Source organism: Flavobacterium sp. 11 (genome assembly GCF_002754315.1).
Lineage (GTDB): Bacteria > Bacteroidota > Bacteroidia > Flavobacteriales > Flavobacteriaceae > Flavobacterium > Flavobacterium algoritolerans.
In genome coordinates, this window is record NZ_PEFE01000001.1 from 3,049,488 (window position 1) to 3,075,073 (window position 25,586).

The 25,586-nt window shown below is 32.3% G+C and carries 23 protein-coding genes and 1 other RNA gene; 10 read left to right on the top strand and 14 right to left on the bottom strand.

What is annotated here, in order from left to right:
- The first annotated feature begins 123 nt into the window (after nt 1-123).
- Genes CLV00_RS13260 through CLV00_RS13270 form a run of 3 tightly spaced genes read left to right on the top strand, consistent with a single transcriptional unit; the run spans nt 124 to nt 3,422 of the window.
- Nucleotides 124-1,032: a type IX secretion system membrane protein PorP/SprF gene (locus CLV00_RS13260; RefSeq protein WP_099715630.1), complete on the top strand. Its 909-nt coding sequence runs from the start codon at nt 124-126 to the stop codon at nt 1,030-1,032.
- Between the two features lie 11 nt (nt 1,033-1,043).
- The gene (locus tag CLV00_RS13265) at nt 1,044-1,439 is read left to right on the top strand and encodes a flagellar motor protein MotB (RefSeq protein ID WP_099715631.1); all 396 of its coding nucleotides are present in this window, start codon (nt 1,044-1,046) and stop codon (nt 1,437-1,439) included.
- Between the two features lie 42 nt (nt 1,440-1,481).
- Nucleotides 1,482-3,422: an OmpA family protein gene (locus CLV00_RS13270; protein ID WP_099715632.1), complete on the top strand. Its 1,941-nt coding sequence runs from the start codon at nt 1,482-1,484 to the stop codon at nt 3,420-3,422.
- A gap of 331 nt (nt 3,423-3,753) precedes the next feature.
- On the opposite strand, the gene CLV00_RS13275 is transcribed toward CLV00_RS13270, so the two are convergent.
- The 8 genes from CLV00_RS13275 to CLV00_RS13310 all read right to left on the bottom strand — a co-directional run bounded on the left by CLV00_RS13275 (nt 3,754) and on the right by CLV00_RS13310 (nt 9,552).
- Nucleotides 3,754-4,257 carry a CAP domain-containing protein gene (locus tag CLV00_RS13275; protein ID WP_099715633.1) on the bottom strand — a complete coding sequence of 168 codons (504 nt, stop codon included), beginning with the start codon at nt 4,255-4,257 and terminating at the stop codon, nt 3,754-3,756.
- A gap of 163 nt (nt 4,258-4,420) precedes the next feature.
- Nucleotides 4,421-5,065 carry a pyridoxamine 5'-phosphate oxidase gene (gene pdxH / locus CLV00_RS13280; RefSeq protein WP_099715634.1) on the bottom strand — a complete coding sequence of 215 codons (645 nt, stop codon included), beginning with the start codon at nt 5,063-5,065 and terminating at the stop codon, nt 4,421-4,423.
- Nucleotides 5,066-5,160: 95 nt separating this feature from the next.
- Complete coding sequence (locus CLV00_RS13285) at nt 5,161-6,066, bottom strand: ribonuclease Z (RefSeq protein ID WP_099715635.1); 906 nt, start codon at nt 6,064-6,066, stop codon at nt 5,161-5,163.
- A 72-nt stretch (nt 6,067-6,138) separates the two neighbouring features.
- Nucleotides 6,139-6,351, bottom strand: coding sequence for a hypothetical protein (locus CLV00_RS13290; RefSeq protein ID WP_099715636.1), 213 nt, complete (start codon nt 6,349-6,351; stop codon nt 6,139-6,141).
- A 9-nt stretch (nt 6,352-6,360) separates the two neighbouring features.
- Nucleotides 6,361-6,693: a ribonuclease Z gene (locus tag CLV00_RS13295; protein ID WP_099715637.1), complete on the bottom strand. Its 333-nt coding sequence runs from the start codon at nt 6,691-6,693 to the stop codon at nt 6,361-6,363.
- A gap of 70 nt (nt 6,694-6,763) precedes the next feature.
- Nucleotides 6,764-7,690: an aspartate carbamoyltransferase catalytic subunit gene (locus tag CLV00_RS13300; protein ID WP_099715638.1), complete on the bottom strand. Its 927-nt coding sequence runs from the start codon at nt 7,688-7,690 to the stop codon at nt 6,764-6,766.
- Nucleotides 7,691-7,742: 52 nt separating this feature from the next.
- Entirely contained in the window at nt 7,743-8,282 is a 540-nt protein-coding gene (pyrR, locus tag CLV00_RS13305) for a bifunctional pyr operon transcriptional regulator/uracil phosphoribosyltransferase PyrR (protein ID WP_099715639.1), read from the bottom strand.
- Nucleotides 8,283-8,367: 85 nt separating this feature from the next.
- Nucleotides 8,368-9,552, bottom strand: coding sequence for a DUF418 domain-containing protein (locus tag CLV00_RS13310; RefSeq protein WP_199074799.1), 1,185 nt, complete (start codon nt 9,550-9,552; stop codon nt 8,368-8,370).
- Nucleotides 9,553-9,755: 203 nt separating this feature from the next.
- Between CLV00_RS13310 and CLV00_RS16485 the strand changes: the two genes are divergently transcribed.
- Together CLV00_RS16485 and CLV00_RS13315 are read left to right on the top strand one after the other, a co-directional pair.
- Complete coding sequence (locus tag CLV00_RS16485; protein ID WP_199074802.1) at nt 9,756-9,932, top strand: hypothetical protein; 177 nt, start codon at nt 9,756-9,758, stop codon at nt 9,930-9,932.
- 309 nt (nt 9,933-10,241) lie between these two features.
- Entirely contained in the window at nt 10,242-11,159 is a 918-nt protein-coding gene (locus CLV00_RS13315; RefSeq protein ID WP_099715640.1) for a hypothetical protein, read from the top strand.
- Between the two features lie 82 nt (nt 11,160-11,241).
- On the opposite strand, the gene CLV00_RS13320 is transcribed toward CLV00_RS13315, so the two are convergent.
- The 3 genes from CLV00_RS13320 to nagB form a co-directional block, all read right to left on the bottom strand.
- Nucleotides 11,242-12,858, bottom strand: coding sequence for an ABC-F family ATP-binding cassette domain-containing protein (locus tag CLV00_RS13320; protein WP_099715641.1), 1,617 nt, complete (start codon nt 12,856-12,858; stop codon nt 11,242-11,244).
- Nucleotides 12,859-13,134: 276 nt separating this feature from the next.
- Nucleotides 13,135-15,204, bottom strand: a complete 2,070-nt coding sequence (locus tag CLV00_RS13325) for a beta-N-acetylhexosaminidase (RefSeq protein ID WP_099715642.1) — start codon at nt 15,202-15,204, stop codon at nt 13,135-13,137.
- Between the two features lie 29 nt (nt 15,205-15,233).
- Nucleotides 15,234-17,171 (bottom strand): glucosamine-6-phosphate deaminase, encoded by a 1,938-nt coding sequence (gene nagB / locus CLV00_RS13330; protein WP_099715643.1) that lies wholly within the window; start codon nt 17,169-17,171, stop codon nt 15,234-15,236.
- A 300-nt stretch (nt 17,172-17,471) separates the two neighbouring features.
- Here nagB and CLV00_RS13335 point away from each other — a divergent pair, with 300 nt between their 5' ends.
- The 3 genes from CLV00_RS13335 (at nt 17,472) to CLV00_RS13345 (ending at nt 21,070) form a co-directional block, all read left to right on the top strand.
- On the top strand, nt 17,472-18,524 hold the full coding sequence (locus tag CLV00_RS13335; protein ID WP_099715644.1) for a sensor histidine kinase: 1,053 nt from the start codon (nt 17,472-17,474) through the stop codon (nt 18,522-18,524).
- A complete protein-coding gene (locus CLV00_RS13340) occupies nt 18,514-19,215 on the top strand; it encodes a LytTR family DNA-binding domain-containing protein (RefSeq protein ID WP_099715645.1) in 702 nt (233 codons plus the stop codon). Before CLV00_RS13335 ends, CLV00_RS13340 begins: the two co-directional genes overlap by 11 nt.
- A gap of 193 nt (nt 19,216-19,408) precedes the next feature.
- Nucleotides 19,409-21,070: an MFS transporter gene (locus tag CLV00_RS13345; RefSeq protein ID WP_099715646.1), complete on the top strand. Its 1,662-nt coding sequence runs from the start codon at nt 19,409-19,411 to the stop codon at nt 21,068-21,070.
- 148 nt (nt 21,071-21,218) lie between these two features.
- Here the strand turns inward: CLV00_RS13345 and fsa are convergent, their stop codons facing one another.
- The 3 genes from fsa to ffs all read right to left on the bottom strand — a co-directional run bounded on the left by fsa (nt 21,219) and on the right by ffs (nt 23,130).
- A complete protein-coding gene (fsa, locus tag CLV00_RS13350) occupies nt 21,219-21,875 on the bottom strand; it encodes a fructose-6-phosphate aldolase (RefSeq protein WP_099715647.1) in 657 nt (218 codons plus the stop codon).
- A 219-nt stretch (nt 21,876-22,094) separates the two neighbouring features.
- Nucleotides 22,095-22,898, bottom strand: coding sequence for an SDR family oxidoreductase (locus CLV00_RS13355; RefSeq protein ID WP_099715648.1), 804 nt, complete (start codon nt 22,896-22,898; stop codon nt 22,095-22,097).
- Between the two features lie 134 nt (nt 22,899-23,032).
- Nucleotides 23,033-23,130, bottom strand: an RNA gene (gene ffs / locus CLV00_RS13360) — signal recognition particle sRNA small type.
- 88 nt (nt 23,131-23,218) lie between these two features.
- Here ffs and CLV00_RS13365 point away from each other — a divergent pair.
- A complete protein-coding gene (locus CLV00_RS13365) occupies nt 23,219-24,292 on the top strand; it encodes a glutaminyl-peptide cyclotransferase (protein ID WP_099715649.1) in 1,074 nt (357 codons plus the stop codon).
- A 12-nt stretch (nt 24,293-24,304) separates the two neighbouring features.
- Nucleotides 24,305-25,543 (top strand): imidazolonepropionase, encoded by a 1,239-nt coding sequence (hutI, locus tag CLV00_RS13370; protein WP_099715650.1) that lies wholly within the window; start codon nt 24,305-24,307, stop codon nt 25,541-25,543.
- Nucleotides 25,544-25,586: the final 43 nt, after the last annotated feature.

Consider the following 25,586-nt stretch of genomic DNA (forward strand, 5'->3'; position numbering starts at 1 on the left):
AATAAAAATAATATCTTTAGGCCGATTTTACAGAATGATTATCCCTAAAGAAATTTATCAAACCGACCTGCCGAATTCTTATAAATGAGTTCGATAGATAATTTAAAATAATAAATATCTACTATGAAAACAAAATTATTTTCTTTCGTTTTGATGTTTACAGCCTTTGTAAGTTATGCGCAACAAGATGCTCAATTTACTCAATACATGTACAACACAATCAATATTAATCCCGCTTATGCTGGGTCAAGAGGTGCTTTAAGTATTTTTGCGCTACACCGTACACAATGGGTAGGACTTGATGGTGCTCCAGTTACTAATGCAGCTTCTGTCAATACTCCTCTCAACGAAAGTAATTTAGGTTTGGGAGTATCGATTATAAATGATAAAATTGGGCCTACTACTGAAAACACGATTTCAGCTGATTTATCATACACCGTCCCTACTTCTGAAACCTTTAAATTATCTTTTGGAATCAAAGCAACTGCTAACTTTTTTAATTTGGATGTCAACCGATTAAATCCTGTTGACGATGATCCTAGTCTGCATGATTTCAATAATAAATTTACGCCTAATATTGGAGCGGGTGTTTATTTACATTCTGATAAAGCTTATGTTGGGTTTTCAATCCCCAATTTCATCGAAAGCAACCGTTATGATGATAATGAAGTAGCTATTTTTAAAGAAAAAATTAATTACTATTTAATGGCAGGTTATGTCTTTGATTTGAATGAATCTATAAAATTTAAACCCGCATTATTAACAAAAGTTGTTGCAGGTGCGCCGCTTCAATTGGATGTATCAGGAAACTTTATGTTCAGTGATAAATTTGTTGTAGGTATAGCGTATAGATGGTCTGCTGCTGTAAGTGCGATGGTTGGATTTCAAGTTTCTGACGGAATGTATATAGGATATGGTTATGACCATGAAACCACTAATTTAAATAACTATAATTCCGGTTCCCATGAAATATTTTTACGTTATGAAATATTTAAAAATAATGGTAAAATTACAACTCCAAGATTCTTCTAGAAATTAAGACTATGAAAAAATTTATATTCTTTTACATAACAATAATAAGTCTTGTTTCTTTTAAAGGAAATGCACAAGATGCAAAATTTTATGTAACTGATAAAATAAGTGACAAATATGCTTATATAGATGTTCTTAAAACCTATGAAAGAATTGCTGAAAAAGGGTATAAATCAGTAGATTTATTTAAAAAACTTGGAGATTCCTATTACTCAAATGCAGATTTTGACAAAGCTGCTAAATGGTATTGTGAATTATTTGCCATAAGCAATGATTTGGAACCTGAATATTATTATCAATATGCTAAGAGTTTACTGTTTATTGGTCAAGATGATAATGCCAATCAAATACTGGAAAAATTAAAACAAAAATCAGGGGCAATAAAAGAGAAAAAAAATCGAAAATAACGATAAAATCACAACTCCAAAATTCTTCTAAAAACAATTATTATGAAAAAAAATATACTCCTTTACATAACAATAGTAAGTGTTTTTTCTATTAACATTTATTCCCAAAAAACAAAATTGGCTACTGCCGATAAAAAGTATGACGGCTATGCTTATGTAGATGCCATCAAAACCTATGAAAGGGTTGCTGAAAAAGGATATAAATCTGCAGATCTGTTTAAAAAGTTGGGGAATGCTTACTACTTTAATGCTCAATTCGATAAAGCAGCTAAATGGTATGGTGAATTATTTACTATGGATACCTCCAATTTAGAACCGGAATATTATTATCGTTATGCCCAATCTTTAAGAGCAATGGACCAAAATGATAAGGCTAATGAGATGATGGAGTTATTCAACCAAAAATCAGGTAACGATACCAGAGGGAAACTATTTAAAAAAAATACCAACTATTTAGAAGCTATAAAAGCGAATTCCGGAAGGTATAAAGTTGAAGATGCCGGAATAAACTCTATGTATTCTGATTATGGAACTGCACTATATTCGAATAAATTAGTGTTTGCTTCAGCAAGAGATACCGGAAGTCTTGGACAAAGAAAACACAAATGGACCAATCAGTATTTTACAAACTTGTACACAGCTGATTTAGGAGAAGACATGACGCCAGGTGCTGCGAAAAAGTTTGATGGAACCATAAATTCGAAGTTTCATGAATCTACGCCTACTTTTAGTAGTGACGGAAAGACTATGTACTTTACCCGAAACAACTATCTCGATGGTAAAAAAGGAAAAGATGGAAATAAAATTACTTTAATAAAAATATACAAAGCCACTTTAGAGAATGACAAATGGGCAAATGTAACCGAACTGCCTTTTGATAGTGATAATTACAGTACTGCACATCCTGCATTAAGTCCTGATGGAAAAACATTGTATTTTGCCTCTGATATGCCTGGAACTTTAGGACAATCTGATTTGTTCAAAGTAAAGATAAACGAAGATGGTACTTTTGGAACCCCTGAGAATTTAGGCAATACTATTAATACTGAAGGAAGAGAAACCTTCCCTTTTATCAATGATGAAAATGAAATTTACTTTGCATCAGATGGACATCCTGGACTTGGAGGTTTAGATGTATTTATGTCTCGAATAAATACTGATGGCACTTTTAGTGAAGTTCAAAATGTGGGTGCTGATGTGAACTCTCCTAAAGATGATTTTGCTTATTTAATCGATACAAAATCAAGAAGAGGATTTTTTACTTCTAATAGAGACGGTGGTCAAGGTTATGACGACATCTATAAATTTTTGGAAACAAGAAGGCTGATTTGTGAACAACTGCTGTATGGTGAAATCACCGATATAAAAACAGGTGAAGTACTTGCTAATGCAAAAATCACCTTATACGATAGTCAATTTAAGGTTATCAATTCTGCTACTTCAGATGAGAAAGGAAAGTACAGCTTTACCGTTGAATGTGGAAAGACGTACAATGTAAGAGCTGAAAAACCAGAATACGCAACCAAAGAAGAAAAAATAACGATCTCCGCAACAACAGGAAAAACATATTTACCTATTGCTTTAGAAAAAGAAATATGCAAAGTAGCTGTTGGTGATGATTTGGGTAAATGTTTTGGTATCAAAATGATTTATTTTGATTTAGACAAATCCAACATCAGACCAGAAGCGGCTCTGGATTTAGAAAAAATATTAGATGTATTAAATCAGAACCCAACAATGAAAATTGATATCCGTTCGCATACTGACAGCAGACAAACCTTCAAATACAATGAAGCGCTATCTGAAAGAAGAGCTGCATCAACCATCAAATGGTTAGTTAAAAATGGTATTGATGCAAACAGATTAACTGGTAAAGGATACGGTGAAACTCAACTGGTAAACAAATGCGCTGATGATGTTATTTGTACCGAAGACGAACATCAACTCAACAGAAGAAGCGAGTTTATTATTACAGCGTTGTAATATTATTTATCATAAAAATTTAAAAGGCTGCCTTTATCAGGCAGCCTTTTTTGTACACCATCACTTTCTTAAATAATGAATTACGATACAAACTAGGTATAATTTGTTTCACTCTTAGAGCTTAATCAATCTTCCAGAGTTAACTAAAACCCAACCTATAATTACTCAAAACAAAAAAGTCCAATGAAAATTATTTCATTGGACTTTTCTATTCAAACAACCAAATTAAAATTAGCTATACGTTTATTAATTATCTTTCAAATACCTGATAAATATAAAAGGCTGTCTTTTGGGGATAAGACAGCCTTTTAGTTTAAAAAACAAACTCTAACTATATTTTTGCGAAAATATTAGTGTAATACTTTCTACCATTTGCAGGATTTTCTTTAATTGCAATTCCAAAATGAGTATGATCACCTTCGATATTAGCTTTGTGAGTAGGACTTGCTAACCAAGCACTTAAAACTGCCTCAGGAGTATTGTAATTGTAAGCTATATTTTCACTTACAGTTTTAGCTCCTAAAGTTTTGATTATATTTTCAGAACGAGCAACAAAATCATTATGATTAACTACATTATTTGCAATCATGTAATTGTCATGTTCTTCTGACTTGAATGACATATGATTGATTTTTTCCAAAGGTTTTAATCCAACACTAATTCTGTGTTTATTGATTAAATCCATTGTTTCTAACTCAATAGAATTATAAGAATAACTTACTACTTTTTGTGCAGTTGCTTCAGTAGTTTGTGTCTCAGAATCATCTGAAGAACAAGAATTCATTGTACAAATAACAATAACAAGGAATATTGCGCGAAGTAATTTTATTTTCATAATATAGTAGTTTAAGTTTAAAGTAGATTGTGGGGCAAACTTCTTTAATAAATAAATAATATGTTCTTATTTCTTATTCAAACATACTTATTTTATCGTTAAACTACCAAAAAAAATCGACGAAATACACAATAAAAATATTTAAATATGTATTTTTCTTACATTATGGTGATAAGCGGTCGATTTTCCATGAAAAATCTTCTTGACTACTATATCTAATTCTGTCATGCAATCTATTAGGTCTTCCTTGCCAAAATTCTACCTCTAAAGGAGTCACAAGAAATCCTCCCCAATGTTTTGGTCTAGGAATAACCATACCATCAAAATCCTTTTCTAACTCTTTTAGATTTTCTTCTAAAAATTCTCTGGAAGGGACAATTTCACTTTGGTTAGAAACTATTGCGCCTAACTTGCTACCGTCAGGTCTGGATTCAAAATAATTATCTGAAATCGTTTCTGTAGTTTTATGGGCAATACCTTTGATAATAACCTGGCGTTCCATAGTGTGCCAAAAAAAAGAAAGACAAATTTTAGGATTTTGGGCAATAGCCCTACCCTTTTCTGAATTATAATTGGTATAAAAAATAAATCCTTCCTCATTAAATTTTTTCAACAAAACTACTCTGGCCTTTGGAAACCCATCTAATCCTATTGTAGATACCGTCATAGCGTTAACTTCGCTATCACCGCCAAAGTCCTCTACCTCATGAAACCACCTGTTAAAAAGGTTTATTGGGTCTTCAGGAATATTTGATTCTAATAGCTCACTCTTTTCGTAAGATTTTCTATAGTTACTTAAATCGTTCATGATTTTTATTTTAAGATTATTAGATATTTGAATGATTCAGTTTAAGAATATTCAAATACTAAATGTGAATTCGGATGAAATAAATTATTTTTTATTTAAAACTCAAAGCTTTTTCCATCATCTGCCAAAAGCACTTCCGGAAAAATAGTTGCGGCTTCTTCTTTAAAAAGGTCAATATTTTCATATCGAGTAGAATAATGCCCTAAAATTAATTGCTTTGCATTAGATTTCAAAGCAATTGTAGCCGCTTCTTTTGCTGTGGAATGCAAAGTCTTTTTAGCTAAATTTTCTTCTGATTGCAAGAAAGTTGATTCATGGTATAAAACATCAATATTTTCAATGATTGGAATCATAGCTTCATTATATGCGGTATCAGAACAAAAAGCATAATTTTTTGCAGGAATTGGATCAAATGTTAATTTATCATTTTCAATAACTCGACCATCTTCTAAAGTAATGTCTTTTCCGTTTTTTATTTTTTGATAATAACAGGTATCAATTTCATAATTTTGAACAGCATCCAGGTTAAGTTTTCTCGGTGCTGCTTTTTCTTGGAACAAAAACCCATTCGTATATACACGGTGCTTTAAAGGAATGGTTTTTACCAAAACTTTTTCATCTTCAAAAATTACTTCGCTTTCGTTGGATTCTAATTCATGAAAGAACAAACCATAATTAGTCCATGAATTAGACAATCTCAATTGTAACTTGATGATTTCTTGAATTCCCTTTGGACCATAAATATGTAAATCGGTAGTTCTGTTCAGTAAAGTAAAAGTAGATACTAATCCTATTAGTCCAAAAAAATGATCTCCATGTAAATGAGAAATGAAGATATGATTAATCTTAGAAAATCGGATTTTATTTTTCCGCAATTGTACTTGGGTTCCTTCTGCGCAATCAATCAGAAAAATTCTGTTTTTTATTTCTAAAATCTGTGAGGTTGGATTCGTAAATGTTCGGGGTGTAGCTGCATAGCAACCAAGGATTGTTAGTTTCAATTTTTAATTTCAATTTAAAAGTTAGGATAGAATTAAAAATTGAAAATTCACATTTCGTTATTTATAACCAAACTATAAACTATCAATATTCTTTTCCTTGTTGTATTTTCTAATTTGCAGCGCCATAGAAATCGCTAATAATAAATTGGCTACTATTCCCCAATAGCTACCTGAATACGTATTGATGAATACATTATATAGATTAACAAACAGTAAAATTACAAAGCATACTAATAAAATAATTCTAAAAATATGTACTCTTTTTTTGTTGTTATAAAAATCCATTTACTATTTTTAAAAGCCTAAATCTCTTTCAATCTCTTCCATTTCAATAATATCATGTGCTTCTAATAAAGAAGGAACAACGGTTAATTTTTCAGGAACCGCGTTATAATCAAAATCAGAAGTAACTATAACAAATGATTTTTTAGCTTTTTTATGAACTTTTGATAAAGGCATAAATAATTTCATATTACCCGCCGGTAAATCTTTGTAAAGCAAAAGATCTATGATTAGATTATGCTTTTCAAATGTCTTGTATTGATGAGTAACCTTCATTAAAAAAGAGGTAAAATCACCTTGCGTATCTCTAATGCTAATTGTGTGTCCTTTTTGATCTACTTTCATCTTTTTAATTTCTAAGTCTACTCAAGGTAGAGAATTTATAAATAGCTAATTTACAAAGTTTTATATTAAATTACTGAATTTTTGATGCCAAAAGATAAATTACGGCCATTCTAATTGCAACACCATTTTCAACTTGGTTTAAAATCACCGATTGTTGTGAATCAGCCACCTCACTGGTAATTTCGACACCACGATTGATTGGTCCCGGATGCATAATTATGATTTCTTTATTTAGGGAGTCCAAAATCGTTTTATCAACTCCATATTGTTGAGCATACTCTCTTGTAGATGGAAAATAATTCACATCCATTCTTTCGTTTTGCACGCGTAACATATTTGCCACATCGCACCATTCGAGCGCTTTTATCAAATTAGGTTCTACTGTAACACCTAGCGATTCAATGTATCTTGGAATCAACGTTTTTGGTCCGCAAACTTTTACTTCAGCTCCTTGCATTTGCAACGCATATATATTTGACAAGGCCACTCTGGAGTGCAAAACATCACCTACAATAACTACTTTTTTTCCGGCTACTTCGCCTAGTTTTTCTCTAATCGAATAACTGTCTAGTAAGGCCTGTGTAGGATGCTCATGTGCGCCATCTCCTGCGTTTACAATGCTGGCTTTTACGTTTTTGGAAAGAAAATAAGCAGCACCTGGATTAGCATGTCGCATTACCACCATATCTACTTTCATCGAAAGTATATTATTAACAGTATCTATTAGAGTTTCCCCTTTCTTGACTGAAGATTGTGCTGCCGAAAAGCTAATAACATCGGCAGATAAACGTTTTTGTGCTAATTCAAAAGAGAGTTTTGTTCTGGTGCTATTTTCGAAAAAAATATTGGCAATGGTAATATCTCGTAAGGAAGGTACTTTCTTAATTGGTCGATTGATAACTTCTTTAAAATGATCGGCTGTTTCAAAAATTAGGTCAATATCATTCTTGTTGATGTATTTTATTCCTAATAAATGATTTACGCTTAATTCTTTCATTTCTTTTTACGATTATTAGTTTTTAATGTTAGACTTTTAAACAAATCAGTATCTAACTTGTAATTAAATATACACCATCTTCACCTTCATTTTCTGCCCAGCTCACTTTTACTTTTTCGTTATTTATGGCATCTACCTGTCTTCCTCTATAATCCGGTTGAATCGGTAAATTGCGGCTAAAACGTCTGTCAATCAAAACTAGAAGTTCAATTTCTGAAGGTCTTCCAAAAGATTGAATGGCTGTCAAAGCGGAACGAATACTTCGTCCTGTAAATAAAACATCATCAATGAAAATAACTTTTTTGTTTTCAACGATAAAATTAATCTTGGTTTTATTAGCTTCTAATGGCTTATCTGTTCTTCGAAAATCATCTCTGAAAAAAGTAATATCCAAATAGCCCAATTGAATTTCAGGTGTTTGGTATTCTTTTTCTAATATTTCTTTCAAACGTTCTGCTAAAAAAACGCCTCTTGGTTGAATACCTACTAAAATAGTGTCTGAAAAATCTAAGTGTTTTTCAATTAATTGACAGGCCAAACGATGTAATATGATAGTAACTTCTTTTGCAGTAAGTAATACTTTTTGACTCATTGTAAAGTGTGTTGTTTGGTTTTGCAAATATACGAATTCCGATTTATGATTTTATAATTATAAAGAGAGAAAATAGAGTCATTTTTTATTTACCCCATGAAATCCAGGTAGCTTTATGCCAAATAGTTTCTAAAGGTCCTTGTTTATGGGTTTTAAGCCACCAGGTGCAAAATAACAATTGGATAATAAATAACACAATACCTATCAATAAACAATATGTTGCTCCCGTATATTCAAAAAGTCCTAATCCGTATCGATAATAAATAAAGGAACCAATCATAGATTGCATGATGTAATTAGTCAAACTCATTTTTCCAAAAGGAATAAGCCTAGACAATACTTTATTAACAGAATCCTTTTGATACAACAAAACAAATCCTGAAACGAGAACTAACATAAATGCTACGTTTGACCAAGAAGCAAATATAATAGTGAGTTTATTAGATAACGTTACTCTGGCTATAACATCTACCGTATGCGTCTTTAATACAAATAATGGTATAAATAAAATACTCGAGTAAAGTAATACTTTTTTCCAAAACTGCTGGTTTGCATCGGTTGCATTAAAAAGTTGTTTTCGACCCAGTAACATTCCAAACATAAATAAAGCCGGAGCCTGAAAAAACCTTCCATTTTCCCAAGACCATAATAGAGAAGCGATTTTTCCTAATGTCAAGTTTCCAACTACATAATCTACGAAAGAACCATTTTTCATATAAAGTGCAATACTTTCATAATATCCAGTTGATACGTTAGGCGGCGCTATATAATCCGGATTCAGTATATAATAAATACACCTTCCCCATTCTAAAGGTTGCAGCATCAAGATAACAGCCGTAATAAAAATAGCTTTGTTACTCCAGTTAACAACCGGTATCAATAAAAGCCCAAGAAAAGCATATAAAGTCAGAATGTCTCCTTGATAAAATGCTGTATTTATAAGTCCAAAAACTAATAATAGCATCATGCGCCAAAAAAATCGACCACGGAAATCATTCCCTTTTTTAGCTTGATTATCATTTTGAATGTAAAAACTAAACCCAAAAAGAAGCGCAAAAATGGCATAAGACTTTCCTCCAAAAAGAAAGAATAAAGTATCCCAAATTATTTTATCCAAAGCTACAAGCCAAGCTGGAAAATTTTCCGGTAAATAATAATATTCAAAATGTTCTACATTATGAAGTAACATAATTGACATAATTGCAAAACCACGTAAGGCATCAACTACGTCTATCCGAGGAGTTTTTAAATTGAAAGTAATGTTGGTCATATCAATAGCTCGGTTTAAATAGTAATAATAAAAATCAAAAATATATTTTTTTACATAAATAGTCGTTTAAAAAATATTTTTAAAGGTGCATTTTGTGATTTTTTTTAAAACTATTAAAAAATTTTACAATAAACAGTAGAAATTATATAACAAATTAGCCTCTTGATTTAGTAATTTTATATTTCAATTTAAAGATAAAAATCATGCAAAAGAAACTAACCAGAATATTAATGCTTTTAGTAGTATTAGTATCATTTACAAGTTGTTCAATTATAGAAGGTATATTTAAAGCGGGAGTTGGTGTAGGTATTTTTATTGTCATTGCAGTACTAGCGATTATCGCATTTATTGTAAGTAAAATTTTCAACAGAAATAAATAAAAACTGAATGTCGTATCATTAATTATTTCTAGTTAATTATTGAATACTTTACATTCTACAAAATAAAGCTATCCAGAAAGTAATTTTTGGATGGCTTTTTTATTACTCTATTTTTTATTCTTAAATACTTTTTTCAAGTGGTAAACAAATATTGCAATAATAATTAGTCCTAAATATCTTATAAATTTTTAATTTCAAATGCCTTTAATCGTTTTTACGAATCCGTTCATAGAATAAGTCAACTAACATTTTTTTGTAGCACTATTTTTAATAATTTAACAAAAATTTTAACAATTTAAAAATATAAATATGAAAAAAATTGCCCTAAAATCTAAAGTCTTTTTGAAATTTTCTTACCTACTTATCTTTTTTACTGTATTGCATTCTTGCCAAACAGAAGAATTAACGACAACAACATCTGAAGCTGCAAATAACAAAAATGCAAGTAACACATTAAAAACTGCAGCTCCTGTTTCAACTAAAATATCTAACGGAAATTGTAGTATTGATTGCATTAAAGCTGACGGTCCTTACTTTAAAACTTCTGAACAACAAATTGTAACTTGGGGTGGGCCTAATAATGACAAGTTCAGTAAAACAGTAAACATTGAGTATTACAATACTACTACTGATTTTATTTTGAAAGTAAAAAGTTCTAATGGATGGAGCGATTTGGTAATCAATGGTGTTTCATCATGGACAACAGGTCCTGTTGCTGAAAATACATGGGGAACTTTAGTTATTCCGCTAAGTTCAGGTTGGAAAGCTTGTGACATTAAGAGTTTTGCATTACAAATTGCAGGAAATGGACCTCAAGCCGTTTTTAATGTAAACTATAGCCTTTTTGGTATATGTACTGATTGTGTAACTTCATTTACAGCAGAAGCTATTTCGTGTGGTCAATCTCGTGAGGCAGTTTACACGTTTAAATCGGATGCTGATTTATCCTATTTTAAAATCCAAGGTGGATTGACTAATTTCACTGGAGCTAATGCTGTTGTAACTGTTACTGGCGGTACTAATACAACAACTACACAATCTACACCTGGTGGAAGTTCAAACAGAATAATAAAAGTTGAAGGAGGTATCGCTAAATGTTCAGAAGTAACAATCAGAGTAACTTGGAATTCTACTAATACTGGTGGTACAATTACCGGAAGTTGGTCTGTATCAACAAATAATCCAAATGTTGCACCTGCGCCTATTCTTGGTTTAACTTGTAATTAGAAATAATCAATTCAACAATATTGACATAATAAAAAAGGCGATTGTTTCAAAACAATCGCCTTTTTCTATTTGAATTTATTATTTAAGAATACATCTTAACTCTCAATTCTTGTACTTTTTCATCATCAAGATAATCATCAAAGGTCATGTAACGGTCAATCGCTCCATTTGGTGTCAATTCGATAACTCTATTGGCAACCGTTTGAGAGAATTCATGATCATGAGTGGTGAAAATCACAGATCCTTTGAAGTTTTTCAATGAATTATTAAACGCTGTAATAGACTCTAAATCTAAGTGATTCGTTGGTTCATCAAGCATTAAAACATTCGCTCTTTCCATCATCATTCGAGACAACATACAACGTACTTTTTCTCCTCCTGATAATACTCTACAGGTTTTTAAAGCTTCTTCTCCTGAGAAAATCATTTTCCCAAGGAAACTACGAATATTTACTTCATCACGCTCTTCTTCAGTTTTTACCCATTGACGCAACCAATCTACAAGAGAATAGTCACTCTCAAAAAAGGAATGATTTTCTACTGGTAAATACGCTTGGTTTGTAGTAACTCCCCAATCATAAGTTCCTGAATCGGCTTTTTGGTTTCCATTTAAAATTTCATAGAAAGCTGTAGTTGCACGTGAATCTTTTGAGAAAAGAACAATTTTATCGCCTTTAGCCATATTCAAATCAACTCCTTTAAACAAAACATCACCATCAATTGAAGCACTTAGATTTTGCACATTCAAAATTTGATCTCCTGCTTCACGCTCTTGGTCAAAAATAATCGCCGGGTAACGACGACTTGATGGTTTTATCTCCGAAATATTCAACTTACTGATCATTTTTTTACGAGAAGTAGCTTGTTTTGATTTGGCCACATTCGCACTAAAACGACGAATAAATTCTTCTAATTCTTGTTTCTTTTCTTCGGCTTTCTTATTCTGTTGTGCACGTTGCTTAGCCGCTAATTGACTTGATTCATACCAGAAAGTATAATTTCCTGAATAATGATTGATTTTATTGAAATCAATATCAGAAATATGGGTACAAACTGAATCCAAAAAGTGTCTATCGTGAGAAACTACAATTACTGTATTCTCATAATTTGCCAAGAAATTCTCTAACCAAGCGATAGTTTCAAAATCCAAATCATTGGTAGGCTCATCCATAATAAGCAAATCTGGATTACCAAAAAGTGCTTGTGCCAAAAGTACTCGTACTTTTATTTTTCCTTCCAAATCTCCCATTAGAGTATAATGGTTATCTTCGGTAATTCCAAGATTCGATAACATCGATGCAGCATCAGAATCAGCATTCCAACCGTTCATTTCTTCAAATTGCACTTGCAATTCCCCTATTCTATCTGCATTCGAATCATTGTAATCTAAATACAAAGCATCCATTTCTTTTTTGATCGCATACAGGGTTTTATTCCCCATCATAACGGTTTCGAGAACGGTACTTTCGTCAAACATGTTGTGGTTTTGATTCAAAACCGACATACGTTTTCCAGGTTCCAAGTGAATATGTCCCGATGTTGGATCCATTTCACCTGCAATTATTTTAAGAAAAGTAGATTTTCCAGCGCCATTGGCTCCGATAACTCCATAGATATTACCGTGTGTGAAGGTAGTATTTACTTCGTCAAACAAAATTCGTTTGCCAAACTGAACTGATAAATTATTTACTGTTAACATGAATATTTATTTTATAAAATTTTTGCAAAAATACGAAAAAAATACGAATTTTTTTTATCCAAAAAAGCACATTTTCAGGAATTGTATTTCGCTTACGATTAAATGACTAATCAAAAAAAAACCTGACACAAAATGCCAGGTTTATAATATCATTTTCTTTAAAACAAACCTTTCTCCAAATCATTAAAGAAACTAATATTTATTCAAAATAAAATAAATCAAAATATAAATAACCAAACTCAATTTCAACAAACCTATTTTATTTTTGAACTTTCATTATTTGATTAGTTTTTTCAAACTATTATATACTGCCAATTCTACATCGGCATGTTTTTTTGAATTGCATTGTTCCAATAAATCATTCATTACCGATGAATTTAAAGATTGTTTTTTTTCAATTCCTGCTAGAAGTTGTTCTGATATAGCACTTAAGCTTTTTGACAATGGTAAAAGTGGTTGAACCAAGGGTGCATTGGCACTCAAATCAATCAATTTTGTATTCATATCCACCCATTTTTTTAAATAATTGATTACTGCTGTTTGATTTTCTGTGCTTTGATTCGCTAAATATTTATTTACTGCTGTATCAAAATCAAAAACATCTAAAGCATCAGCTGTACACGCATCCGCAAATAAAGTAAAAGGAGAATACATGCGATATTTTATTCCATGACTGTTGCGGGTATATATTTTTAAAGGTTCACAAACATTTGAAAAATCATTTAGAGCAACAGTTTCCTGATTATTACTTATGTTCCTTAAAATTACTTCCTTATTCCTTAGATGTGTAATGCCCAGCTCTTCTAACCTAAAAGAAACCGTTTTTAGTCTTTTATGAAGACTATTCATATCAGTAACATTTTCATTAGACCATAATCGTTCCGCAATAGCAGCAGTACGTGGCCAAATCCTTGAATCTATATTTAATGGTGTTGCAAGTTCGCTCCACATAGCCGCTTCACCACCCAAAATCCTTGCTTTTTCTTCAGGAGTCAGAATACTGTTTTTAGAGATTGGATCATTTTTATAATGACTTTCTACTCCTAACATTAAATCAATGTAATAACCATTTGACAAAACTGTTTGATAACCATTTTTAGCTGCTTTGATTAATGATCCTCCAGCCGAAAGCCCTTCATTAGTTCCTCTCCAGGCATGAATAATAGCATCTTTAGACATGTTCTCAGTCATTATTTCTTCCCAGCCCATTAATTTTTTGTTATGCTTTTTTAACATTGGAACCAGCTTCATGTTAAAGTAGGTTTGCAAATCATGATTATTGGCCAGTTTATTTTTCTTCTTGAATTCTTGAATTTTAGGATTTGCATCCCATTCTTTTCCATTATTTTCATCACCTCCAATATGAAAATAATCCCCTGGAAATAAAGGACAAACTTCATCAAAAATTTCACCTAACAATTGATACGTTTTGGGATTTATTGGGTCTAATGTTGCATCAAAGATTCCTGATCTTCTTTCAACTGCATAATTTGCAATTGCAATACTTTGCTTTTTACTCTCCACTGAATTCGATTGTAAATCCACCACTTTACTGCCTATTTCCGGATAAGCGGCAAGTATTGCAGATGCATGGCCTGGAACATCAATTTCAGGAACAACCATAATTCCTCTATCTCCTGCATATTTTACAACATTCTTGATTTCTTCTTGGGTGTAGAACTCTCCATCTGAAGCCATTTCTGTAAACTTTGGATGATTTTTCATTTCTATTCGCCATCCTTGATCATCTACTAAATGCCAATGAAAAACGTTCATTTTCATGGAAGCCATAGCGTCCAGATTTCTTTTGATTACTGCTACAGGTTGAAAATGTCTTGCTGCATCTATCATCAATCCTCTCCATGTAAATCGTGGAAAATCTGTAATTTCAACTGCTGGAAAATAATATGATTTACTATTATTTTGCAATAATTGCAATACTGTTTCTAATCCATGTAGGGCCCCTAAATCAGTAGTTGCAGTGATTTTTATTTTATTGGAATCAATACTCAGTTGGTAACTTTCATCTTCATACAATCCTATTTTTCCGCTGCGAACACAACTAATTTGTAATTGAGCCTCTGGATATTCGTTAATTTTTGTCGAAAAACCCTGCTCAAAAAACAAACCCGTCCTACCGTCTAATCTTCGTAAAAAATTAGTTGCACCTACAAAAATTCGAGGATTTGGATTACCGGTAATATTTACTTTAAATCCTTTGCTTAAAGCAAAAGTACCGGCAGTCAAATTTACATTTTGAGGCCAAGGCATCAGATCTAATTGTTCTTTTTGTATTTGAGCATTAGAAACAAAAGCAGAGAATAATAGGATTAGAATGAATTTCATGTTATTTATCCGTTTTATAAAGTTAATTTTTAATAGTCGAAACGCTTGAAAGCTTCGATAGCTTCATACTCCGCAAGACCTAGATTATCATATAATTTTGCTGTACTTTTATTTCGATCTTCAGCTCTTACCCAAAATTCTCTAGAATCGTTTCCTTGAAACATTACCCTGTCTTTTTGAGATTGATGGTACAAAATGGCGTGTCTTTTTAGTAAAACTTCATCTGGACTTAAAGGAACTGCCATATCAATTTCGTGAATATCCCATTCATGCCAAGCACCTCTATACAACCATAACCAACAATCATTCATGTAAGGCTCTGGTTTCAGTTGTTTCATTGCCGCAAAAATTGCATTCAAGCAAACTTCATGCGTTCCATGCGGATCAGCAAGGTCTCCAGCAGCAAAAACTTGATGGGGTTTAATTTTTGCAATTATAGCAGCAACTATGGCTACATCCTCAGTTCCTAATGGATTTTTCTTTATTTGTCCTGTTTCATAAAAAGGCAAGTCTAAAAAATGAATATTTTCATCTTTTAATCCAATATATCTTGTGGCAGCATACGATTCACGTCTTCTGATTAAACCTTTCAATTTTCGAACTTCTAATGAATCAATCTGGTTTTCTGTTTTGTTATTTAGAAAATTGATAACTGCTTTGAAATTAATTTTAGTTTCATCCGCACCAATAAAATCGTTACAAACTTCGGCAAATTTTAAAGCTTCATCATCAGTAACGGCTATATTTCCTGAAGTTTGATACACCACATGAACATCATGTCCTTGTTTGATCAATTTTGAAAAAGTTCCTCCCATAGAAATTACATCATCATCTGGATGCGGACTAAAAAGGATTACTCTTTTCTTAGCTGGATTAGCGCGTTCCGGTCTGTATGTATCATCCGTATTCGGTTTTCCACCTGGCCATCCAGTTATCGTATGTTGTAATACATTAAACATATTGATATTTAAATCGTAAGCGGAGCCTTCTAAAGCTAAAAGATCAGACATACCATTATTATTGTAATCCCTGTCGGTTAGTTTTAAAATTGATTGATCTGTTTTTTGGCACAGCCAAACAATCGCTTTACTTTTTAACTCTTGTGTCCAAATACATTCTCCCACTAACCATGGCGTTTTGAATCGGGTTAATTCAGAAGCTGCCGATTGGTCTAAAACAAAAGTTGTATTGGTATGATTTTGCAAAAAAGTAGCAGGAACTTCAGAACTAATGTCTCCTTGAACGGTTCTTTTTATAATATCGGCTTTATTTTGTCCCCAAGCCATCAATACAATTCTTTTAGACCTTAGAATCGTAGAAACACCCATCGTAATAGCTCTTTTAGGAACATTATCAATACCATTAAAGTCTGATGAAGCATCTACTCTGGTGATATGATCCAAAGTAATTATTCGAGTTCCTGAATTGATATGCGAACCCGGCTCATTGAAACCAACGTGACCTGTACGCCCAATTCCTAATAATTGAAAATCAAGTCCACCTGCATTTTTTATTTTCATTTCATAATCAATGCAATATTGATTCAGTTCTTCGATAACTACCGTTCCTTCTGGAATATTTACATTTTCCGGATTGATATCAATATGATTAAAAAGATGTTGGTGCATGAAATAATGATAGCTCTGATTGTTCTCTTTTGTCATTGGATAATATTCGTCCAAATTAAAAGTGATTACATTACTAAAACTAAGACCATCTTCTTTATGCATTCGCACCAATTCTTCATATACTTTTATTGGTGAAGATCCTGTTGCTAAACCTAGAACACAAGGTTTATTTTCTTCTTGTTTGGATCTAATTAATTGTGCAATTTCCTGAGCGACAATAACAGACGCTTCTACTGAGTTTTTAAAAATTTCATTGTGGATTTTTTCAAATCTCGTTTCTTCAAATTTACCGGCACTTTTATAGCTGATGTCAGGTTTAATTTCTAAAGCACTTTTCATTTTATTTTTATTTATTCGATTTAATTACTTCGTTGATATTAATTGTTTTAATCTAAGTATAAAATTAAATAAAACGCTTTTCCTGAGAAAATAATTTATACCAACGGTAGCTTATTTTAAACCAACGACACAATTTTGTCAACAACGCGTTTTTCAACTGCAACAATTATGAGTTTTTCTTATCAATTTGCATATTTTTGATATTTTTATTTAAAAAGATTTTTAGTGTCAAATGATTTAAGTCCCATAAAAATCACTTTCTTTAAAAATGGTTACTCCAAAAGATAATTCCAACAAAAAATGAAGCATACCAACGAGGAAAAATTCGATAGCAAACTTCAAAATCATTTTTGGTTTTGGGGATTGTTTTTTTTGATGAACTTTCTACGATGGGGAGCGTATTTCAATGATTATGAATATTCTTTTAAATCTAATGTTTTAGAATTTTCGCTACATATTCCATTAGTCTATTTCAATTTATTTATTCTTATTCCCCGCTATATATTAACATCAAAATATTATAAGTATACAGTTGCTTTACTTTTTAGTTTAATGATCATCTACTTATTAAAAACAGGATTAACCTATTACATTATTTCTGAGGATATTTGGCCAGAAGCTAATAGAGACTACAAACCATTTGACATCAATCATATTGTAGCTGTTTGCATTGGTGAGTTATATGTAGTGGCGATTGCTTCATCCATTTATCTTACCCAAATTTGGCTCAAAGAAAGAGAACGAAACAGAGCCATAATTGAGAATCAATCCAAGATGAAACTGAAGTATTTAAAGAATCAGATTCAGCCTCACTTTTTCTTCAATACCCTGAACAATTTATACGCATTGTCACTGGAATCTTCTAATAAAGTTCCCGATGTAATTATAAAGTTGTCAAAATTGATGGAATATGTATTATATGATATCGAAGACACTAAATTTGTACCATTAATAAACGAAATAGATTATATTCAAAATTATATTGAAATTGAAAAACTCCGTTTTGAAAATGTAGAGGTAAGTATAAACCTAAAATCAAACATTGATGAAGTCAAAGTACCGCCATTACTGCTGATTTCCTTTGTGGAAAATGCCTTTAAACACGGTGGAGTAAATAATAACAATATTAAAATAAAGATAAATTGTAAAATTATTGATGGATACATACTTGATTTTGAAATGCTGAATAATTTTGTACTTTCACCAGATTTTAAAGAAAAAAAAGGAATTGGATTAACGAATACTAAGAAGAGATTAAAGTTAATTTTCAAGAAAGAATATAAATTAGAACAACAGGTAAAGTTCAATTTTTATATCATCCGCTTACAAATACCGCTATCTAATGAAGATTAAATGTGTTTTGATTGACGACGAACCATTAGCCATGAAAGTATTGCAGAATTATTTTAATAATTTTGCCGACTTTGAAATTACTGGTACATTCAATAATGCACTGGAGGCTCTAGAATTTATAAACAGCAACTCTGTCGATGCGGTTTTTTTAGATATTAATATGCCAATGATGACCGGTTTTGAATTGATTCGATTGATAGAATACAAGACCAAAATTATTATCACGACCGCCTTTAGAGAATTTGCTGCCGAAAGTTACGATTTAGATGTTTTAGACTATTTAGTAAAACCAATACCCTTACCAAGATTTATAAAATGCATTCATAAGATTGAAGCCGATTTCAATTTAAAAAACAATATCAAAATTGAACCGCATAAAATTGAGCCACATATTTTTATCAAAGTAGATAAGAAAATGGTCAAAATAACCATCGATGAAATCCTGTTTATTGAAGGAATGAAGGAATATATAAAGGTAGTTACAACGGATAAAACTTATATTACCCACAAATCATTGACCTCTTTATCCGAAGAATTACCTGCTGATAGGTTCATGCGCATCCATAAATCGTACACTATAGCCATTGATAAAGTAAAATCAATCGAAGGCAACAGGATACAAATCCTTTCTTACACGCTACCAATTGGTAGAAATTACACCAAAGATGTAAAAAGTAAAATTTTAGAGTAAATTCCATTTCAATATTTTTATTTGAAAAAGCAAAAACTTCGAAAAAAAAGCATCGTTTTTTAACAAAAAGTGATTATTCTATAATTCTAACAATATTTATTCTAAATAATTTTTTTTTAATTTACTTAACAAATATATTTACGGTCTTGCAGCTATAAATGTAATTAACTTAATCATTAACCAATTTAAAATTATGAATTCAGAACAAACAAAGTCTAACAATTCCGCACTTTATACGCTCATTACCGTATTTTTCTTTTGGGGATTTATTGGAGCATCAAACGGTATTTTTATCCCTTTTTGTAAAGCCAAGTTTGGCTTAGATCAATTTCAAAGTCAACTTATAGATTTTGCTTTTTACGGAGCATATTATATTGGAGCATTACTTTTATTTATTTTTAGCAGCATCGCAAAAAAGGACATTTTAAATGCTTGGGGATTCAAGAAAGGAATTATTTACGGACTATTGATTAGTACATTTGGAGCTGTATTAATGATCTTAGCTGTAACACAGGGAAGTTATTTATTTATTTTAGGAGCTTTATTTATAGTTGCATTAGGCTTTTCACTACAACAAACTTCTGCACAACCATTTGCTGCTTCTTTAGGAGAAGCACATACTGCTTCAAGCAGATTGAATCTTGCTGGAGGAATCAATTCATTAGGAACTACAATAGGACCAATAGTTGTTTCTATTGCCTTGTTTGGTGTTGTTGCCGGAGTAAATATTGAAGAATTTGCTCAAAAAGAAAACTCATTGGATTCAATGAGAATATTATATGTATTTGTTGGAGGTTTATTTTTATTAGCTGCAGCATTATTTCATTTTTCTAAAAAATTGCCTGCAGGTAAAAGTGACTCTACTTTTGAAACAGCCAGCAAAGCAATGAAAACGCTTATTGCTATCACAGTAATTCTGGTAGCCATTTTTGCTTATATATTTTCTCGTTATGAAGATTCTGAATTTATCACTCGTTTCATCGAGAATAAAGAGAAGGATTATTTAGGTTTAGCCTTAACTGTGTCTACATTATTAGTTGTAGTTATCGGTTTATTTTTTGCCAATACTACAGCTCAGAAAAATCCTGAAGGTTGGGGTGCCATGAAATACCCACAATTAGTTTTGGGAATGTTAGCGCTTTTCGCTTACGTTGGTGTCGAAGTAACTATTGGAAGTAATCTTGGAGAATTATTGGTAACTGCTGATTTTGGTTCTATTTCTGGTCCAGCATTAGCACCTTATATGTCTATGTATTGGGGAAGTTTAATGATTGGTCGTTGGGCTGGAGCTATCACCGTTTTTAATCCATCATCTCAATTAAGAAAAATTTTACTTATCGTTGTTCCTTATGTAGCATTTGGAGTGGTATTGACTGCTAATGCAATTTCTGGACAAGATGTTACACCGTTATATGCTTACGCATTAGTAATTTTATTCCAAATTGCAGGTTTCTTTTTAGGGAAAGATCAACCATCAAGAACCTTAATGATTTTTGGTTTAATGGGACTGGTTGCCATGATAATTGGTTTATTAACTACTGGTACAACTGCTATTTTTGCTTTTATGAGCGGTGGTTTATTTTTAAGTATTATGTGGCCTTGTATTTTCTCATTGGCAATTGCCGGATTAGGAAAATATACATCACAAGGATCTGCATTCTTGGTAATGATGATTTTAGGTGGTGGAATTATCCCGCCACTACAAGGAAAACTTGCTGATATCATTGGAATTCATCCTTCTTATTTCATTCCAGTTTTGTGTTTTGCATTCATAGCATTCTACGGTTGGAAAGTAATTGGAATTTTAGAAAAACAAGGAATAGGAAAAGAAATAGAAGTTGGTGGAGGACACTAATTTCAACACAAACTAACCAAAACCAAACCAATAAAAAAACTCCCATTATGCTTAGCAAAATGGGAGTTTTTATTTACCGAAATCTCAAATCAAAAATCGTTACCCGAGCCTTAAAGGCGAACAGGCGAAGCAATCTGCAATCTCAAATCTATTTATTTCCTTTCTCGAAATCAGCAACAAACTGTGCCAATCCAATATCAGTCAATGGGTGTTTCAATAAGCCGTAAATGGCAGATAATGGACCAGTCATAACATCAGCACCTATTTTTGCACAGTTTACAATATGCATCGTGTGACGAACTGAAGCAGCAAGAATTTGAGTTTCATAACCGTAATTATCATAAATCAATCTGATTTCTTCAATCAAAGCCAAACCGTCTGTAGATACATCATCTAAACGACCAATAAACGGAGAAACATAAGTAGCACCCGCTTTTGCAGCCAATAAAGCCTGACCAGCAGAGAATACTAAAGTTACATTCGTTTTAATTCCTTTATCCGAAAAGTATTTAGCAGCCATAACTCCTTCTTTAGTCATAGGTAATTTCACCACGATTTGCTCATGTAAATCAGCTAATTCTTCTCCTTCTTTAACCATTCCTTCGTAATCCAAAGCATTTACTTCGGCACTTACATCACCATCAACTAGGTTACAAATGTCAACGTAATGTTTCAAAATGCTGTTTTTACCTGTGATTCCTTCTTTTGCCATCAATGATGGATTAGTTGTAACACCATCCAAAACGCCTAATGCTTGTGCTTCCTTAATTTGAGCTAAATTAGCCGTGTCAATAAAAAACTTCATAATATATCTATTTAATTGTGTGTTTTATAATTTGGGCATGACCCTTCGTAAAAAACTTCGGGTCGGGCTTTTCGCTGTATCTTTTTTGTTCCGCTTTTGCTTTGCACAGCGCCACAAAAAAGGATGCCGCTACAATCCCTCATGCATACGTAAATTCAAATACTTGACAGCCACTGGCGTTCTCCTCTTAATCTCACGCTGCTAAAATTCGGTGCAAAATTACAACTTATAATGATTCATAAGCATTTTTTCATATACTTTATCCGGTAAAATTCTCTTCAAAACAATCGAGAACTTTTGCATAAAAACACCTACTTTATAATGAATTTTAGGATTTGGAGTTTGGATAATTTTATACACCGCTTCTGCCATTTCATTAGGATTATTGCCACTATCGACATGTTCATCCATAGTTTTTAGTGAATTCTCATACGGACTTTCGTAAGCAGAACCTTTTATAACCGGAGCATGAAAACGTCCCGAAGCAATATTAGTCGCAAAATCTCCCGGAGCCACATTCGTAATATGAACACCAAAGGATTTCACTTCCATGCGTAATGCTTCCGTAATAAGTTCAAGAGCACCTTTGGAAGCTGAATAAACACTTCGGTATGGCAAGCCCATATACGCGGCAATTGAAGTAATATTGATAATCAATCCTGATTTTTGCGAACGCATTTGTGGTAAAACGGCTTTCATCACTTCAATTGGACCAAAAAAATTAGTCTCAAAATTGTTCTTGATTTCATGCATTGGAATTTCTTCCAATGGTCCTGTAATACCCACACCGGCATTGTTAATTACAACATCCAGTCTTCCTGAAATAGCTATTACTTTGGCTACAGCCGTATGAATAGAATCTGCATCCCGAACATCTAAAGCTACCAATGGAAAAACAGAATTTAAAACTCGTTCCGGATTTCTACTGGTTCCATAAACAACAAAACCTTTTTTATGCAAAAATTCGCCAATAGATTTCCCTATTCCCGAAGAACCTCCTGTAATTAGAACTACTTTACTCATTTATTTTGTTTAAGGTTTAAAGTCTAAAGTTTTTAACATCTTGTACAACTACAAAAAGCTAAACCAACTTCAGTTAGAATAGTCCAAAAATAAAAAAATCCTCCCGAAGGAAGACTACTTTTGTAAGAAATAAAAAATGGCAAGCGACCTACATCGCACCGCTCAACCACGTACCCTTGCTATGTTCCCATCCTGGGGGAGTCTGCAGGAGCTGGTCGTGTAGGACTTGCCGGTGCAAATATACAACCTTTTTATATTTTTGCAAGTGCTTTGCACCTATTAAAATAACGTTGTATATTGGGGTATTCAAATTTTACATTATGAAAAATTATAACATACTATCTATCATTTTATTAGGAACCTTATTCGTTAACTGTGGTGATACAAAAAAAGGTGAAAATTCTTTATTTACCTTTGATAATTCAAAATTTAAGGAACAATACCAACCTCAAGAAGCACTTTCTTTGGAAATTTTGAACTCCAATTCAAAAACTATTGACAGTATTATTTACTATGTGAATGACAAAAAAATTGGTTCAAAAAAAGGAGTTGACAAATTAACTTTTGAATTAAAAGATCAAAAACTAGGCTATCAAAACCTAAAGGCTTTAGTATATTATGAGGGACAAAACTCAGAAGCGACCGCAAGAGTAGAATTAGTATCTAATATTGCGCCAAAATTATTGAAGTATACCATCGTAAATACATATCCGCACGATATTCAAGCGTACACTCAAGGATTAGAATTTTACCGTGACACACTTTATGAAGGTACAGGAAACGGATCAGGTCCATCTGGAAAAAGAGGAATTTCCAGCTTAAGAAAAACAAATTATAAAACTGGGGAAGTTTATAAGAAAGTAGAACTAGATGCTCAATATTTTGGCGAAGGAATTACAATTCTAAACAATAAAGTATATCAATTGACGTATAAAAATAATGAAGCGTATGTTTATAATGCAGATACTTTCAAAAAAGAAAAAACAGTTCCATATTACAAAAATATGGAAGGCTGGGGTTTAGTGAGTAATGGTACAAACTTATATATGACTGATAGTTCTGAAACGATACATGTATTAAATCCTGAAACTTTTAATGCGATTGACCATATCAATGTTTACTCTTTAAAATCTAAAGTAAAGGGAGTGAACGAACTGGAATGGATTAACGGAAAAATATATGGAAATGTGTACCAAAAAGATGCAATTGCTGTCATTAATCCTAAAAATGGAGCGGTCGAGGGAATAATTAATCTTGCAGATTTGACTACAAAAATTGCTAAATTAGAAGATACTGACGTTTTAAACGGAATCGCTTACAACCCAAAAACAAAAACCATTTTTGTTACCGGTAAAAACTGGAATAAAATGTTTGAAATCAAAATTTCAGAGTAATTATCATATAAAATGACAACGTTAATTATCAATATAAAAGAGTTACTTCAGGTTCGAGAAACGGCTATAGCTAAAGTTTCCGGTGCTGAAATGGCAATTCTTCCAACTATCAAAAATGCCTTTTTAGTAATTAAAGACAATTTAATTGCTGATTTTGGCTCTATGGATAATCTACCTCAAATACTTGCTGACAAAACGATTGATGCCACCGGAAAAATGGTTTTGCCTTCTTGGTGCGACAGTCATACCCATATTGTTTATGCCGGTAATAGAGAACAAGAATTTGTCGATCGAATCAATGGTATGACCTATGAGGAAATTGCCAATCGTGGCGGTGGAATTTTAAATTCAGCTAAAAAATTGAATGAAACGACCGAAGAAGAAATCTATAATCAATCCAAAGCACGGCTTGAAGAAGTCATGCGTTTAGGAACTGGCGCTGTAGAAATCAAATCAGGATATGGATTAACAGTTGAAGGAGAATTAAAAATGCTTCGCGTGATTCAACGTTTAGCGCAAAACTATCCAATAACCATTAAAGCAACTTTTTTGGGTGCTCACGCTTTCCCATTAGAATTTAAAGGAAATCATCAAGGATATATAGATTTAATCATTAACGAAATACTACCTGAAATTGCCAAAAATAAACTGGCAGAATTCATAGATGTATTTTGTGAAACCGGTTATTTTACTGTTGATGAAACCCAACAAATAATGGAAGCAGGAATTAAATTTGGCTTAAAGCCAAAAATACATGTCAATCAATTCAACTCTATTGGCGGAATTCAGGCTGGAATTAAATATAATGCGCTTTCAGTTGACCATCTAGAAGTTATGACAACCGAAGATATTGAAGCTTTAAAAAGTACAGAAACAATGCCTGTAGCGTTACCATCCTGTTCTTATTTTTTGAGTATTCCATATACGCCGGCACGAGAAATGATAACTGCCGGACTTCCTCTAGCTCTTGCAACCGATTACAATCCAGGTTCAACTCCATCAGGAAATATGAACTTTGTTGTTGCTACTGCGTGTATCAAAATGAAAATGACTCCCGAAGAAGCCATAAATGCGGCTACAATAAACGGAGCTTATGCCTTGGGAATTTCAGCAACCCACGGAAGTATAACCATTGGTAAAAAAGCAAACCTCATAATTACAAAACCTATCCCCTCCTATTATCAATTGCCGTACGCTTTTGGCAGTAATCTGATTGATACTGTATTGATAGAAGGTAAAATTTTTGCATAAAAAAAGAGGAACATTACGTTCCTCTTTTTTATTACGTCGACTA